The organism is Methanobrevibacter sp. (assembly GCF_045636185.1).
Lineage (GTDB): Archaea > Methanobacteriota > Methanobacteria > Methanobacteriales > Methanobacteriaceae > Methanocatella.
This window is the reverse complement of the sequence record NZ_JAZTXC010000151.1, coordinates 1-16770: the sequence shown is the minus strand read 5'-3', so window position 1 is coordinate 16770 and position 16770 is coordinate 1. Positions and strand designations below refer to the sequence as shown.

The 16770-nt window shown below is 34.6% G+C and carries 7 protein-coding genes; 3 read left to right on the top strand and 4 right to left on the bottom strand.

All coding sequences use genetic code 11. The annotated features are described in order from the left end of the window. On the top strand, positions 1–2778 hold a 2778-nt coding region (locus tag ACKI3Q_RS08540), incomplete at its 5' end, for a hypothetical protein (RefSeq protein WP_407416172.1). A 43-nt stretch (positions 2779–2821) separates the two neighbouring features. Here the strand turns inward: ACKI3Q_RS08540 and dusB are convergent. The 3 genes from dusB to ACKI3Q_RS08525 form a co-directional block, all read right to left on the bottom strand. Next, positions 2822–3796 (bottom strand): tRNA dihydrouridine synthase DusB, encoded by a 975-nt coding sequence (gene dusB / locus ACKI3Q_RS08535; RefSeq protein WP_407416171.1) that lies wholly within the window; start codon positions 3794–3796, stop codon positions 2822–2824. A 136-nt stretch (positions 3797–3932) separates the two neighbouring features. Further along, positions 3933–5414, bottom strand: a complete 1482-nt coding sequence (locus ACKI3Q_RS08530) for a sodium-dependent transporter (RefSeq protein WP_407416170.1) — start codon at positions 5412–5414, stop codon at positions 3933–3935. A 149-nt stretch (positions 5415–5563) separates the two neighbouring features. After that, positions 5564–6412, bottom strand: coding sequence for a DUF1002 domain-containing protein (locus tag ACKI3Q_RS08525; protein WP_407416168.1), 849 nt, complete (start codon positions 6410–6412; stop codon positions 5564–5566). A 112-nt stretch (positions 6413–6524) separates the two neighbouring features. Between ACKI3Q_RS08525 and ACKI3Q_RS08520 the strand changes: the two genes are divergently transcribed. Further along, positions 6525–7172, top strand: a complete 648-nt coding sequence (locus ACKI3Q_RS08520; RefSeq protein ID WP_407416166.1) for a hypothetical protein — start codon at positions 6525–6527, stop codon at positions 7170–7172. Between the two features lie 25 nt (positions 7173–7197). Here the strand turns inward: ACKI3Q_RS08520 and ACKI3Q_RS08515 are convergent, their stop codons facing one another. Continuing rightward, positions 7198–11361 (bottom strand): right-handed parallel beta-helix repeat-containing protein, encoded by a 4164-nt coding sequence (locus ACKI3Q_RS08515; RefSeq protein ID WP_407416164.1) that lies wholly within the window; start codon positions 11359–11361, stop codon positions 7198–7200. A gap of 559 nt (positions 11362–11920) precedes the next feature. On the opposite strand from ACKI3Q_RS08515, the gene ACKI3Q_RS08510 reads away from it, so the two are divergent. Continuing rightward, complete coding sequence (locus ACKI3Q_RS08510) at positions 11921–16612, top strand: cobaltochelatase subunit CobN (RefSeq protein WP_407416162.1); 4692 nt, start codon at positions 11921–11923, stop codon at positions 16610–16612. The last annotated feature ends 158 nt before the right edge of the window (positions 16613–16770 follow it).

The window sequence follows — 16770 nt, the reverse complement described above, 5'->3', positions numbered from 1 at the left end:
AATGTGACTGCTGATGATGGTGTTGCGTTTAATGGTAATATTAGTGTGACTTTGCCGGATAATACGACGGTTTCTGTTGAGATAGTTAATGGTAGTGGTATTGTTCCTTGGAGTGTTCCTGATGATTTCGAGGAAGGGGATTATCCTGTAAATGCTACTTTCGATGGTGACGACAATTACTTGCCTTCCAATGGTACTGGTGTTGTTACTGTTGAGAAGATTCCTACTCATATCAGTGTAGATAATGTTGCTGCTCATCCTGGTGATGATGTGAATATTTCTGTTAATGTGACTGCTGATGATGGTGTTGCGTTTAATGGTAATATTAGTGTGACTTTGCCGGATAATACGACGGTTTCTGTTGAGATAGTTAATGGTAGTGGTGTTGTTCCTTGGAGTGTTCCTGATGATTTCGAGGAAGGTGTTTATCCTACAAATGCCAGTTTTGAGGGTGAAGGTATGTATTTACCATCCAATGGTACAGGTACTGTTACTGTTGAGAAGATTCCTACTCATATTAGTATTGAGAATGTTACTGCTTATCCTGGTGATGATGTGAATATTTCTGTTAATGTGACTGCTGATGATGGTGTTGCGTTTAATGGTAATATTAGCTTTACTTTGCCTGATAATAGGATTGTTTCTGTTGAGATAGTTAATGGTAGTGGTGTTGTTCCTTGGACTGTTCCTGATGATTTTGAGGAAGGTGTTTATCCTACTAATGCCAGTTTTGAAGGTGAGGGTAGGTATTTACCGTCCAATGGTACTGGTACTGTTACTGTTATTCCTAAAATCCCGACTGAAATAACGGTGGGTAATGTTACTGCTCGTCCTGGTGATAATGTAACTATTCCTGTTAATGTGACTGCTGATGATGGTGTTCCGTTTAATGGTAATATTAGTGTAACCTTACCTGATAATAAGACCGTTCCTGTTGAAATCGTTAACGGTACTGGGTCTGTTCCTTGGACTGTTCCTGATGATTTCGAGGAAGGTGATTATCCTGTAAATGCTACTTTCGATGGTGATGACAATTACTTGCCTTCCAACGGTACAGGTACTGTGAGTGTTGAGAAGATTCCTACTCATATCGGTGTAGATAATGTTACTGCTCATCCTGGTGATGATGTTGTTATACCTGTTAATGTTACAGCGGATGATGATGTGCCATTTAATGGTAATATAACTGTAATTTTGCCTGATGGTTCTAATCAAACTGTTGTGATTGTTAATGGTACAGGTAATGTTAACTGGACTGTTCCTGATGATTTCGAGGAAGGTGATTATCCTGTAAATGCTTCATTTGAAGGAGATATCAAGTATTTACCTTCTAATGGTACAGGTGTTGTTACTGTTGAAAAGATTCCTACTCATACTACTGTGGGTAATGTTACTGCTCATCCTGGTGATAATGTGACTATTCCTGTTAATGTGACTGCCGATGATGGCATTCCGTTCAATGGTAATGTTACTGTGACTTTACCGGATGGTACTACTCAAACTGTAGAAATAATTAACGGTACAGGTAATGCTAACTGGACTATTCCTAAGGAAAATGTATCTCAATATAATGATTCTGCTTCATTTGGTGGAGATAACAAGTATTTACCATCCAATGGTACTGGAATCATTTCAGTAATTCTTGTTGATGTTCAACTAAACATTACTGTGGATAAATCAGTTGTTTACTACGGTGAAATTGTTGAATTTACCATAACTGTTCGCAATAACGGTCCTGGTGATGCAACCAATGTTACTGCAGTAAACCTAATTCCTGAAGGATTTGTTTACATTTCAGATAATTGCAGTGATGTGGATTACCAAAATACCAAAGGCTTATTGATGGCATCTAGTGCAACTCAAAGCTACGATCCTTCTACTGGTGTTTGGTATATTGGAGATTTGGCAAATGGTGAGGAAACTAAATTAACTATTCTTGCTTATGCCAACTTCGTCGGTACAAAACAGGTCAATTCATCTGTTAGTATTGCTGAATTTGAAACAGACTACACTAACAACAATGATTCTGTTGAAGTTACCGTTGAAAAAGTCCCGACTGAAGTTTCTGTTGAAAACATTACAACAAAACCTGGAAAAGACATTACTATTCCTATCAACGTGACTGCTGAAGATAGTGTTCCAATTAATGGCAATGTAACTGTTGAGTTGCCTGACGGTACAAATAAGACTGTTGAAATTACCAACGGTACTGGTGAAACTACTTGGACTGTTCCTAGTGATTATGCTGGTGATTATAATTATACTGTTAGTTATGGTGGTAATGACACTTACTTACCTTCAAATAACCCAGGAATAATTACTGTTACTCCAAAAGTTCCGGTTAATATTATCGTTGGAAATATTACTGCTAAACCTGGTGACAATGTATCAGTTCCTATTGATGTGATTCCTGAAGACGGATCAGTATTCAATGGAAATGTTACTGTGACTTTGCCTGATGGAACAACAAAAGTCGTTGAAATCATTAACGGTAAGGGCACTGTTGACTGGACAATACCTGACAATTATGATGGTGTATATCCGGTATCCGTAACCTTTGATGGTGATGACACATACTTGCCTAGCAATGGAACAGGATTCATTACTGTAATACCTGACACTCCAGTAAATCCTGATGTTCCGGTAACTCCGGACACTCCAGAAAACGCTCCTGCTAAAGGAAAAGTTCCTATGGAGAATAAGGCTACTGGTAATCCATTGATTGCATTGCTTATGGTTCTCGCACTTTTAGGTGTAGGCATAAAAAGAAAAAATTAAACACTTTTAAGGAGTTTTTAAAACTCCTCTCTTTTTTTATTTTTTAATATTTTAAATCTTTCACGTAATTTTCAAGCAAATCAAACAGTTCTTCTTTTGTGCTTGTCTGAAAAATCTTTTTTTTAATCTCTACGCTTCCATGAAGATTTTTCATATAGTATGCTGCATTTGTTCTTAGTTTGTGCATCAGTACCTTATCGGAGTAATTGTCCATAATTAATGATGCATGCCTTTTAAACATATCCAGTTTTTCCTGTGATGCTATTCTTTCAGGTTTTATTCCACAATCCAGATAATCTATGCACTGTTTTATAATCCATGGGTTTCCCAAAACTCCTCTTCCAATCATTATTGCATCACAATTCGTATAATCTATCATTGCCTTTGCATCGAAGCATGTTCTTATGTCTCCATTTCCTATTACTGGTATTGACAAATTGTCTTTTACATCTTTTATTATTGACCAGTCTGCAGGTATGTCATATCTTTGGTGTCTCGTACGTGGATGGACGGTTATGGCTGAGGCTCCTGATTCCTCTGCAATTTCTGCCATTTCCAGTGCATTGTTTTCATCCCATCCGCTTCTTATTTTAACTGTCACGGGAATATCGACTGTATCAACTACCGTTTTGATGATATCTGATGCTTTTTGAGGGTCTTTAAGAAGTGCACTTCCCGCTCCTGATTTGACTGCCACTTTCGTTACTGGACAGCCCATATTAATATCCAAAATGTCTGGCTTCATATTTTCACAGATGTATGTTGAAGCGGTTTTAAATGATTCAGTGTCTGACCCGAATATCTGCTGTGCTATTGGCCTTTCATAATCTGTCATAGTTAGCATATCTCGGGTTTTTCTATTTAAATGCATCACGGCTCTTGTTGAAACCATTTCAGTTTCTATCAATCCGCATCCCATTGATTTAACTATTCTTCTATAGGCAGAATCGCATATTCCTGCCATAGGTGCCAGAACCACCTGATTATCTATTTTGACATTTCCAATTTTCCATTTCATAATGAATACACATATATTTGCTGATTAAAAATAATTTAATTATTCCTTATATTGAATTAAAATATTGCAATGGTTAATTAAAATAGATATTATTATATAAACATATGTTTTAATAATATCTATCTTTAAGTATTTGCTATTGAATTTTTTCGTAGAAATCTTCATTTTTTGCAGGCAACCTTGAAAGTATGTATGGAAGTATTAAAATTACCGCAAGCAATATCACTCTTATTGTGATGCTTGCCGGATCTTCCTCTTCAAAGGTTGTAAGTATTCCCTGAACCCATAAGCCGAAAATACAGATAGGCAATATGTATTTAATGACTATTTTCCATATTTTGTTTACTTTTATTCTGGAGTTATTGTTTAATGTTGTCATTAATTCGTCAAAGTCATAAACCCAACCGAATATTATGCATTCAAGAAGAACTGCAAACAGCAATGCGAAATTGTTTAAAAATGCGTCAAACACTCCTAAGATGAAGCTTCCGGAGGCGGTTGCAAAAATTGAGGATATTATGACTCCTACAGTACAGACTATTGTTGCAGTTTTTTTACGGGAAAAATCAAATTTTTCAGAAATTGAGTAACATACTCCTTCCAGAAGCGCAATTGCTGATGTGATTCCTGCAAATAATATGCACAGGAAAAATAATGGTCCTATAATAAATCCTGTCTGCATCAGGTTAAGTGCCTGGGGGAAAACTACAAATGCAAGGCCGGTTCCTTCCGTTACCAGATCGTTAAATGCAATTCCGCTTGTCGCTGCCATGAATCCCAGGATTGAAAAGATTCCTATTGAATTGAAAACTTCAAATCCTGAATTTGAAAATGCAACTACCAATGCATTGTCAACCAGTTTGGAACCTTCCGGCAGATAGCTTGCATATGTAAGAGCGATTGCCATTCCCAGACTTAGGGAAAATACTATCTGACCGAATGCCGCCAGCCATACATCCAAATCGGTCAGTGCAGACCAGTTTGGACTGAATATCTGTGAATATCCTACGGATGCTCCTGGAAGTGTCAGGGAGTATCCGACAAATATTACTACGATTACACAAAGTATAGGAAGCAATGTCCTGCTTACTCTTCCGATTCCATCATTCAGGTCTGCCCTGATAATGGCCCATACTACAAGCCAAATTATCACAATGGATACTAAGACATTTGGCACTATTGTAAATATTCCATATATTGAATCTGATGAATGCAAGACATTTTGTGAAAAGTACAAATCAGGATTTGAACCCCATGCCTTTGTAAAGCTTAAAACGAGGTATATTAAATCCCATCCTACTACACACACATAATATGTTGTTATTAGAAATACTATCGTTAAAACTATCCAAGCAACCGGCTCTAGCTTGTTGTTTATGTTGTATAAAATCTTTGATAGGGATGTCTTGAATTTGAACCCTACTGCATATTCAACCAAAACAAAGGATATTCCTAAAAGGAATAATGATACGATGTAAGGTATCATAAACGATCCGCCACCGTGAGAGTATAATACATTTGGGAATCTCCATATATTGCCCAAACCGACGGCGGAACCAATCATCGCTAAAATAAATGTTAAATTACTGTCCCATTGGCTTTTCTCATTGTTTGACATAAATTATCACTTAATTTATAATTTATGCATATCTTATGATATATAATTGGCGATTAGTTGCTGTGAGAAATGGTTTAGAATTTCTTCAGGATTAAAAAATAATATGATTTTAAAAAGTTTCTGTCTAAAAAAAAGAAAGTGAGATTGGATTATAATCCGAATCTACTTAATAATCCGTCAAGTGAAAATCCACCTGAGGTGTTACCTATAACTTGGTTTACTTGATTTGAGTAGCTTTGAACATCTCCTTGCACAGTTTGGACTTGTCCAATACTTGTGGCAAGATTTTCAATGCTGCTGTTTGTCATGTTAATATTATTGTTGATTGTATAGTTTTGAATAATATTTACGATTGTAGTGTGGTCTGTAATATTATTGTTTTGAACAGTTTCTTTCACGTCATCAACCATTTTAGTTAATTGATCCGCAGAAACATTGTCATTTTCGACGATTTGGGTTTCAGTATATATTTCTTGGTTAGCTGCTTCCTGTACAGCTTCCGGAATTTGAACATTTGTAGCTTCTTCGTATGCATGCATGATTCCTGCAAGTGCGGATTCACCGGTTGCAGGTACTGGACTAGTTACGTATACGTGTCCGTGAGTTATTCCAGCGGATTTTAATGCTGAAATGTACATGTCTGCAGTTACTACAGTGACTTGTGCTTTGTCAACAGTTACTTTAATAGCTCCGTTTTCATCCAAATCAACTAATGCAGATGAAAATATTTGGTCTGAACCGTATGTTCTTTGAGATATTGTACCTGAAATTTTATTCACATCTGATGCAGTAATAATTTTTGACTGTATGTTACTAGGGTCAACATGTGCTTGTTGACTGAAGAAGTTATCCACATTGGACTTATAATTTGCATTGTTATAAGTCGTTTCACCATATGTAATCACTTTACCTCCTTGTTGAGCTGAAAAACCCATAGGCAAAGCAATACCGACAATTACAATTGATAATAGTATTATACCAATCACAGATTTGCGCATATTTTCACCTCTAAATTATAATTATAATAAGTAGTATTTAAATGTATATGTAGGTAAGTTGTGTGTATATATAAATGCATTGAAATTTAGAATATAATTAAAGGTGTTGGATTTGATAAGTGATGAACAGGCTATTGAAATGGCCCAAAATCTTGAAAAAATAGATATTGATGTTAAGAAAACAATAGAAAAAGCAGTAACAGCAGGATATTTGGCTGAAGAACATTTTTACTGTACTGTAATTCAGAACGGCTCTTACACTCTTCCAATTGATACTTTGTTTGGCGAAAACCACCCAAAATTAAAATTGGATAATTTTTATTTCGATATTGTATCAAAGGCATTGGATGATGAGGGTATTTATATTTCACTTGCTTACTGCAATAGTGAAATGCCGGTTTCGCAGGATTCAATAGATGAGATAATTGAATATGATGACTATGAACTTGATGAAGATGAGCTCTATTTTCAAAGGCACTATGTACTAATCACTGCAGATTCAACGAAGCTATTTAAGATATATGAGGAAGAGGGAATTCCCGGACATAGGCCAACGGATGATTTGGGCTTGATTGTCAAGTATGATAATGGCCAGTACTACTCATATTTTGCGATAAGGTCTACGGATTTGTGCATGTCTTCCCTTCAGGTATTTCCTTTAAGTCCCGAATTGCCTAAGGAACATGAGTTTTCTTTAATAAACCCCATAAATAAGGCATTAATTGAAATGATTGATGATGTTATCGTTTTAAAAAAATAAGAAAAAAGAGATTAAATAATCTCTTTTAAGCAGTGATTGTTATTTTATTGCTTATGCTACATGAATTGTATGTTGAAGTAATAATGTATTCGCCGGCCATTAAATTAATGTTTAATTTTGCAACACCATTGTTGTCTGTGTTACGGTAATAGAATACACCATTTATATTAAATTCCACTTTTTGGTTTGCATATGCATTACCCTGACCATCAACCAATTTAGCTTCAAATGGATCTTGAGTTCCATATTTTTTGGTCATGTCTTCAGCAGTTAGAACAGGTAAGACTTTAATATTGTTGGACACCATACATCCTTTGTATTCTGCAGTTATAATGTAATCTCCAAGCAGCAAGTTAATGTTTAATTTAACCTGACCTGATTCGTTGGTTTGTCTTTCGTAGAATACTCCATTGATGTTGAATCTAACAGTTTCTCCTGCACCAACTGGTTTTCCATCATCGCCAAGGATAGTTGCAGTGTATTGCGTTCCATTTCTATAGTATTTTGTTATATCATTGTTTTCAACGATTCTTGGAATTACCGTAATTATATTTGCAGTTTCTTCTGGAGTGGTTGGGTTTATGGCTGTGATTATGTATTCTCCAGGTTCAAGATTGATGTTTAATTTTGCTAAACCTTTATCTCCAGAAACTGTACGGTTATAGAATACTCCATTGATGTTGAATGTAACATTTGTTCCTTCTTTAAGGTAGTTACCTTCACTGTCAAGAAATGTAGCGTAGTATTGTGTTCCATTTCTGAAAACTTTAGTCACATCTGTTCCGTTAACTGTAGGCAATATTGTAACGGTTGAATTAACGGTAACATTATCTACTTTCACTGTTGCAGTATAATTGCCGCTTTCTAGATTTAAAGCAATGGATGCAATACCGTTTTCATCAGTTTGTCTGGTGTATGATGCATTATTGATTGTGATTTCAACACTTGCATTAACAACCGCTTTACCGGATTTGGTTACATTCACAACAAATTTTTCAGAGCCGTGATAATATTTGGTTACATCCGGTGCAACAACAGATATTATATCAAGAACGGTTACTAAAGAGGTTGTATGATTGCTTTCATAATTATTGTCTCCGGAATAGTAGATAAATGATTCATATTCTCCGGATTCTAAAGGTCGAATTATGATTGTTGCTTTCCCGTCTTTGACAGGTGCCATGTATTGTTCATCATCAACAACTGCGGTTACTGTTCCGGTTGCATCTTCAGGTAATCCTACTTCAATTTCACCATATTGACCAATGTCCAGTTCAATGTCACTAGCATTAATGATTGCTTCTTTTTTAGGATTGTAGTTTATTATGGCGTATTTTTGGGTACAGCCGTATAATATTCCATGTGTTAATGCTTTAATTAAATAGCTGCCATGTTCTGGTAAAACAGTATTTCCATAAAGGATGATATCATCATTATAGAATACATTAATTTCCTTATCATTTATATTGAATATTCCGTAGTCACTTACAATTGTGTTTCCATTATCATCCTCACAGTAGGCATTCAAATAGACAAATGAATCTGTTGTATTATATGTTTCATTATATAATGTGGTCATTGTAGTTGGTGTGAGAATTATCCCATTATTGTGGATTACATTTGATAAGGTATTATTTTCAAGGTATAATGCACCTTCATTATAAATGAAGTAATCTCTGGTGAGATATGAATCCAATTCTTTGTTATTGGATAGTGTCAATATTGCATTTTCGTGTGCAACAATGTGGCTTATTCCATCAAATGTTGAATTGATTATGCTGGATATAATATTTCCGGCATAGTGTATGTCAGGCCCTAATCCTGTATTGTTGATGAATTCTGAATTTTGTATTGTCACATCATAACCATCTTTAAGATAAAGTGCTCTGTCGTCTTCTGCAGTGTTTTCACTAAATAGGACACTATCTATTAAAACGCTTTCTCCATTGTTGATAAATATGGCACCGCCTTTTGTACTTGCAGTATTGTTTATAAATTCACAGTTTCTAATGATAAGTTCTGAAGCAGTATCTTCAATAAATATTGCTCCTCCACCGTAATCCCAGTTTATTGTGGTAATTTCATTGTTTTTGAATAGACAATTTTCTATTACGGATTCTTCAACAATTTTCTCGAAAGAGATTGCTCCTCCGGCACGTGCAGTATATCCAGTGAAGTTACATTCGTCAATGTTTATGTTAGTTACATTGTTAATGAAGTACAATGCTCCTCCACCAATAACTTCCTGAGCAGCTTCAATATTTGTTTCGAAATTACATTTGCTGATATTCAGGTTTTCTGTATTTTTGTTTACTGCTATATCACTACCATATTTTCCGTTATTGTTTAAAAATTTACAGTCAGCAATTGTATTATTAATGGCATTTCCCATGAAATTGATAGTTCCTCCGTGAGTTGTTCCAGTATTTAATATGAACATTAAATCATTAAATTTGTTGTTTGTTGCGTTTCCTTGTACTGCGATTGCTCCTCCACCATATTTGATGTTGGCGGTGGTTGCTTTGTTATTGATGAATCTGGTACTTTTCATTTCTGCGTTTTTTAAGTCCCCTTCTACGAATATTGCTCCTCCTGCGCGTGCGGTGAGTCTGCTGAATTCACAGTCGTCTATGTATAGTTGGTTTGCATCGCTTATGAAGTATATTGCTCCTCCTCCAATGATTTCATTTTCTGGTTCTTTGGTGTTTGTGAAGAGACAGTTTGTTAAGTTAAGTAATACGCTGTTGTTACTTACTGCGATTGCTCCTCCGTATGGTGCATAGTTGTTCAGGAAGATACATGAGTCGAATGTGTTGTCTTCGTCATTGTCCATGAATTTGATTGCTCCTCCGTGGGTTGTAGCGGTGTTTTCTTCAAAGGTTGATAATTCAAAGTTGTTGTTTGTTGCGTTTTCTTGTACTGCGATTGCTCCTCCGCCGTATTTTTGGTTTTTGGTAAATGCAGTGTTGTTTGTGAAATAAGTATCTTTAAATGTGTTTTTATCCATATTTTCTTCTACAAATATTGCTCCGCCGGTACGTGCACTGTTATTTTCAAATAATGTCTCTTCAAAATTGGAGTTTGTCAAGTTTCCTATTATGTAGATTGCTCCTCCGCCAACGATGTCTGCATCGGTTCCTTTATTGTTTGTGAATTCTGTTTTAGTTACAATAAGATTATTTGTACCTTTGAGGCATAATGCACCTGCGTATGGTGCGTAATTTCCATCAAATACTGTATTATCAATAAGTATTGTGTCGGTATTTCCCATAAGTTTAATTGCTCCACCATGGGTTGTAGCACTATTGTTTATAAATTCACTATTTTGTATGAGACTTAAATCTGCATCTCCTTCAATGCTTATTGCTCCTCCACCGAATTCAGTATTTTTGGTCTGAGCTTTGTTGTTTGTGAATTTTGTATTGTTAATCAGGGATATTGCAAATCTTCCTTCAAAATGTATTGCTCCGCCTGTATTCGCAGTAAGATTATCAAATTCACAGTTCTCTATAAAAACAAATGTTGCATCTTTGATGAAATAGAGTGCTCCTCCACCAATTATGTTATTTTCACGTTCTTTATTTGTTCTGAAAGTACATCCGTCAAATTGAATGAATCTTGCATTACTATCAAATGTAACACTTCCTCCGTATCCTGCATAATTATTTTCAAATGTGGTTTTTTCAAATAGAATATTTGATGCATTTCGGTTGAAATTAATTGCTCCACCGGTACTATCCTCAGTAGGGCCTGAATTATTTGTAAATACTGAATTTGAAATATTAACTTCATTAACACTTTGGTTGAATAATATGGCTCCTCCAAGTTCGGATAATCCATTTGCAAATACTATATTGTTCAATGTAATGTCATTTGTAGCATTAATGAAAAATATTCTAGCTTTATTTGCCCCATCTATAGTAAAACCATTTCCTTCAATAGTTAAACTTTTATTAATCATTATTCCATCGGCCTGGAAGGTATCGTCATAAGTATAATTATTTAATAATTCAATTGTTGATCCTTCACTGGCATTGTTTATTTTATTTTGTAAGTCATTAAAAGTGCCTGAGTCGACACTATCCCCAATTACATCATTATTTGATACAGCTATTATACCTGTATCCTCTTTTGTTTGCCCTATATCGCTGGCGGAAACTGTTGCCATTGATATAATAAATACTGTCAAGCAGATTAAAAGAAAATATTTTTTTCGCATAAATTTAGCATCCTTTTTCATATTTTTTTTATATGGCATTTCGTCATATGATTTAGTTTCTTCTTGAACAACCTCTCCTTGTAGAAGGTAAGGATTCCTAGATTTTATTTTTGCTCAATGGGTTAATTGAGTCTTTTCTAGGCAATCTCCGCAGAACCCTCGGTTCAACAATCATTATGTGATTGTTATATAGTAATTTAATTACAATGATATATAAATTTAAGAGAGAGCATTTGGAAAGTAATCTCAATCCCATATGCAATTTAGCCATGACTTAAAAGAAGTCGTGGTATTCTTGCACTATTAAGATAAAATTTTATTATTTATTGTAAAATTCATTTTTTACAAGTTGATTGGATAAAAAAATCAATTTGAATTTATCTTTACTAAATTATATATAGGATGTAATCAATACATTACAATTATAGTGGATATTTTTTAATGATACTATGATTTATTAATTAGCATGAAAGGGGGTGAAAATATCAAAAAGTTAGGTACAAAGTTGTTGTTTATTCTAATAATTTCGATGATACTTCTATTTTCGTTAAGTATGATTTATGCAGAAGATAATTCAACTTTGCTTGCATCCAGTCAAGATTCCCATGGAATTTTACAGGCTTCAAACACTATTAATGTTCATGTGAGCGACTCCTTTGTCGCTGCGAATAATACATGGAGCGAAGATGGTGTAAACCTGGCTAATGCAAGTGTTTCAGTATATGATTCATCTAACAATTTGGTATTTTCAGGATTAACAGATAGTGAGGGTAATGTTGCTGTTTCTAATTTAAACTCAGCAGTTTATAATGTTGAGATTAAATATTCTACATATGAATCCCATAGGGAGAATGTGGATTTATCAGCAAAAAATACTCAGGCTATTGATTACATGTTCATTCCTGATATACTGTTGCTTGTAGATTATGATTCACATAATGAAAAAGTTGATTTATTAATGGAAATGTCAAAAAGGGTTGCTTATATAAGTACAACAAATTTTGATCTCACCCGTGAATGGCTGTTTGAATATGCAAAATTCATTCAATTGGATATGTTTAATGAGGGTTCATATCATACTGTCACTGGTGAATATCTAAAAGAGGTTATGGAAAATTCTCCTGCTAACATTAATTATAATGTGGCTTATACATTCGGTATTTATTCAGATAGTATTTTAAATGCTACAGGAATACATATTGTTGGAGCCAGTCCGGCTAACAATACTTTCCACACTATAGAAAATACTTATATTGGTTCTTATTTCCAGGCAGAGGATATTGAAAATTCTTTAGTTTTAAATAAAAACATGGAAAACTATTTAAAATATGTTTATTATTTAATCAATCCATCCAAATATGCCAACCCTACATTAGATGTAAATAATGCTCCTTTAATGAGTCCTGAATGTGGTTTTTACCATCCTGATTTAGGAATTTACACTATTGTGCCTGAAGGTCAGTTAATCAATCAGTGGATAACAAATAATCCTGGTTATGATGCTGACGGTCATGGAAGTCTTAATTGGATGATTGTCGATTATCCTAATTGGCTGGAAAATACTTTAGATCCTACAACTCTTTTCAAAACATTTGAAAAAGATTATGTTAGCAAAATTACTTATGATAAACCATTCATAGCTATTGCTACTTACTATGCTGGTGGTAGTGTTGTTGATGCTTTAATCAGATCTTATGAAGCTGATGGAAGAGCTGCTTTTAATGTATTTAAAACAGGTACAACTCCATCCATGTCTTCAATCTTAAATAAAATTACCGATGTTTCAACTGTTGGTATTTCAGCTATCACATCACTTTATAGTTGGTCTTTAAATTATGCAAATGGTTCTGCTTTAGGTGATTTGGAAGATATTAATCTTGCTGTGTTAAAAGGAGTTTATGATATTTCCGAAACAAGTTATCTTAATGAACTCGGTCCTCAAATAGAATGGACTTTTTCAGTAACTTATCCAAGTTTTGAAGGTGTCTACGGCCCTATTGTTTTATCTTATGTTGACGGTATGGGTAAATCTCATGTTATCCAATCCGGTGTAGACAAAATGGTTAAATTATCTACCCAATGGGCGGATTTAAAAGAAATGGATAATGCTGATAAGATTGTTTCAATCGTATTATATAATTACCCTCCGGGTAAGGCGGAAATTGGTGCATCATATTTGGATGTATTCCAAAGTACTTATGATTTGCTTTTCCAATTGCATAACGCTGGCTTTGATGTTGGAGATATTTCAGATATTCCATCTTTATACAATTTAACTGAAATGATTGTTCAATTTGGTAACAAAGGTACTTGGGCACGAGGTTTATTAAACCAATATGTGGAAGAAAACTTTGATTTCTTAATGGCACATAAACAGCTAATTGATTTAAACCAGTTCTATGATTTAACTGCAAACATTAATCCTTCATTATATGAATGGATGATTAACCGTTGGGGTGACGGACTTGGAGATATCATGGTATATAATAATACATATATCGTTATTCCGGGTATGTGGTTCGGTAATGTCTTCATTACTTTCCAGCCTTCAAGAGGATGGGAGGAAGTTCAAAATTACCACGATTTAAAATTACCGCCTCATCAACAATATGTTGCATTCTATGAATGGTTGGATCAAGTTATTGGTGTTAATGCAATAATCAACATGGGTACTCACGGAACTCTTGAATGGTTGCCGGGTAGAAATATCGGTGTAATGGAAGGAGACTGGACTTTTGAGTTAACTTTAAATCCTACAATTTATCCATATATCGTTTCCAACCCTGGTGAAGCAATGGTTGCTCGTGATAGAATTGCTCCATTAATGATTACCCACATGACTCCAGCTATGGTTTCATCTGCATTATATGGTAATTATACATTATTATCAGAATATATTGCTCATTACAGAGACCAGGTTAAGCTTAATGTAAGTACAAACGCTGAAGAATATAAGGCCTTGATTATAGATTTGGCTCCATCTTTAGGTTTTACTACATTCAACGAATCAAATCAGACATTTGATGATTATGTTGCTGAATTGCATTCCTATTTGGAAGGCATGGAAGATGATTTCTATACCTATGGTCTCCATCATTTGGGTAAGGTTTTAACCGGTTATGAACTCATTGAAGAAGTGATTACTGTTACAACTTCTCAAACTAGAATATATAATCATATATTGGCTCATTTCTATCCTTATTTGGCAAATATGAGTTTCTATGATGATATTCGTCATGTTGAGAAATATGCTGCTGTTGAAGCAAGCGTACTTTCATTCTTAAATGAATATGTTACTGCTTTAGTATGCGGAACTTCTGTTGAAGCATTAAATAATGAATATAATATCAAAGCAGGTTCTGCTTTATATAATGATACATTATATGCAGCTAGCGTTATTGTTGATATTGAAAACAATAATGAATGGGCAGCTATTATTAAAGCGCTTGAAGGCGATTATTTGGCTGCAGGTTTGTTTGCAGATCCTTCTTACGGTGACTCTATTCCATCAGGTTATGATGGTTTTGCATCAGATTCAACAAAAATGCCATCCAGATCAGCTTATGCATCTGCAATTAAAATTGTTGACTTGCTTTTAGCTGACTATATGCAAGAACATGGTGAATGGCCAAAATTAACAGCATTAATCCTTTGGGGTACTGAAATATCAAGAACTGAAGGTATTGGTATTGCAGAATTCTTATACTTCCTTGGATGCAGACCTGTTTGGGCAGAAAATGGTAAAGTTATTGGTGTTGAATTGCTTCCACTAGATGACTTGACTGTTCAATTGCATAATGGCAGTGTTGTAAACAGACCTAGAATAGATGTATTCGCAAGTATTGTAACAAGCAATAAAGACTGGTTAACCTGGTTGCTTACAGGAGTAAATCTTGCGCTTAATGCCGAAGGAGAAGACTTTAGCCAAAATTATGTTAAACTTCATTATAATCAGACTGGAATAATTGACAGATTATATGGTCTTCCTGGTGCTGTTTTAGAAGGTACTGGTATGAGTAACTTTATTCCAAGTACTAATGACTGGAATATTGAAACAGTTAATGAGGAGGCATCAAGTATTTATCTTGATAAAGTTTCCTTTGCTTGGAATATGGATTCAAAAGGTAATATTGTTGTAACTCCTCAAAAAGAAAATTATAAAACATTGCTCTCACAAGTTGATTTAATTACTCAAAACTTCGATAGTACATGGAGATTCATTGATTCAGACGATTATTATGATTGGTTTGGCGGATTATATAATGCTGCACGTACACTTGGTGCTAAACCGGATACATCATTTGTCGATATTAGGAATCAGAACAACTATGTTTCAAGAAGCTATGAAGAAGAATTGGATTATGAGATTCGCAGTATGATTTTAAATCCTAATTACTACAATCCATTAGTTAATTCACAGGCAGGTTCTTTATCCTATGCTAAAAACATGGAAAACTTGTACGGTGGTTTAATCCTAAGTGGTGGAAAATTAAATTCAGAATTAGGTAATCAAATTGCGCAAACTTATAATGGTTTAACCGGCACAGTCCAGTCAACAGCACAGGCTGCTGCATGGCAAAGTATGGCTGCTTGGATGTTTTATTTAAACGATCAAGGTGTATGGGATGGTGATGCTAAACAGATTGAACAGTTATCTAACAACATTATTCAGATGGCTAATATGTATGGTGTTGCATGTTGTCACCACACTTGTAAGAATTTGGACTTTAACATGAAAATTATTCAGGCAAGTTCTCTTTCACCAACTCAAAAAGCTCAATATGCAGATATTTTAGCTAAAGCCACTTTAACTGATCCGTTATATGTAACGGAGGATGCGCCTACTGACGGTGACGGTCAAAGTAATTCTAATCCTTCATCTGACCAGATGTTGGTTAACGGAACTACTGAAAACGACGGTGGATCTTCCGGTAGTGCAAGTCCGGTTGGAAACCAACCTGCTACTTCCCAAAGCAATGATGGTGCTTCTTCACAATCCGCAAGTTCTAGTTCCAGTTCAAATGATGCTAGCCAAAATGATGCAAGTCAAGACGCTTCTCAATCTGGTGACAGTAATGCTTATGAACTTTCTAAAAGTTCTCCTGCTAAGGCTGTCAGCGGCGAATCAAGTATGCCTATTGTTGTAATTCTAGCTATTATTCTATTGATTGCAATATTTATGGCAGGTTACGTAAGAAATAAAGAAGAAGATGATTATTAAAATCATCATTCTATTTTTTTTTAGAAATTTTTATATATATATTAATTACATAATTAAACTTATGATACATTTTTTAGTCAAATGTATTTTAATTAAATTATGATGTGATTTATGTGATTAAGAAAATTAATATTTTATTAATCTTTTTATTGCTATTT

Excerpts from the sequence above, each read along its gene's own strand:
- dusB (WP_407416171.1), bottom strand. The coding sequence starts at position 3,796 with ATGAAATGGAAAATTGGAAATGTCAAAATAGATAATCAGGTGGTTCTG.
- ACKI3Q_RS08530 (WP_407416170.1), bottom strand. The coding sequence starts at position 5,414 with ATGTCAAACAATGAGAAAAGCCAATGGGACAGTAATTTAACATTTATT.
- ACKI3Q_RS08525 (WP_407416168.1), bottom strand. The coding sequence starts at position 6,412 with ATGCGCAAATCTGTGATTGGTATAATACTATTATCAATTGTAATTGTC.
- ACKI3Q_RS08510 (WP_407416162.1), top strand. The coding sequence starts at position 11,921 with ATGATACTTCTATTTTCGTTAAGTATGATTTATGCAGAAGATAATTCA.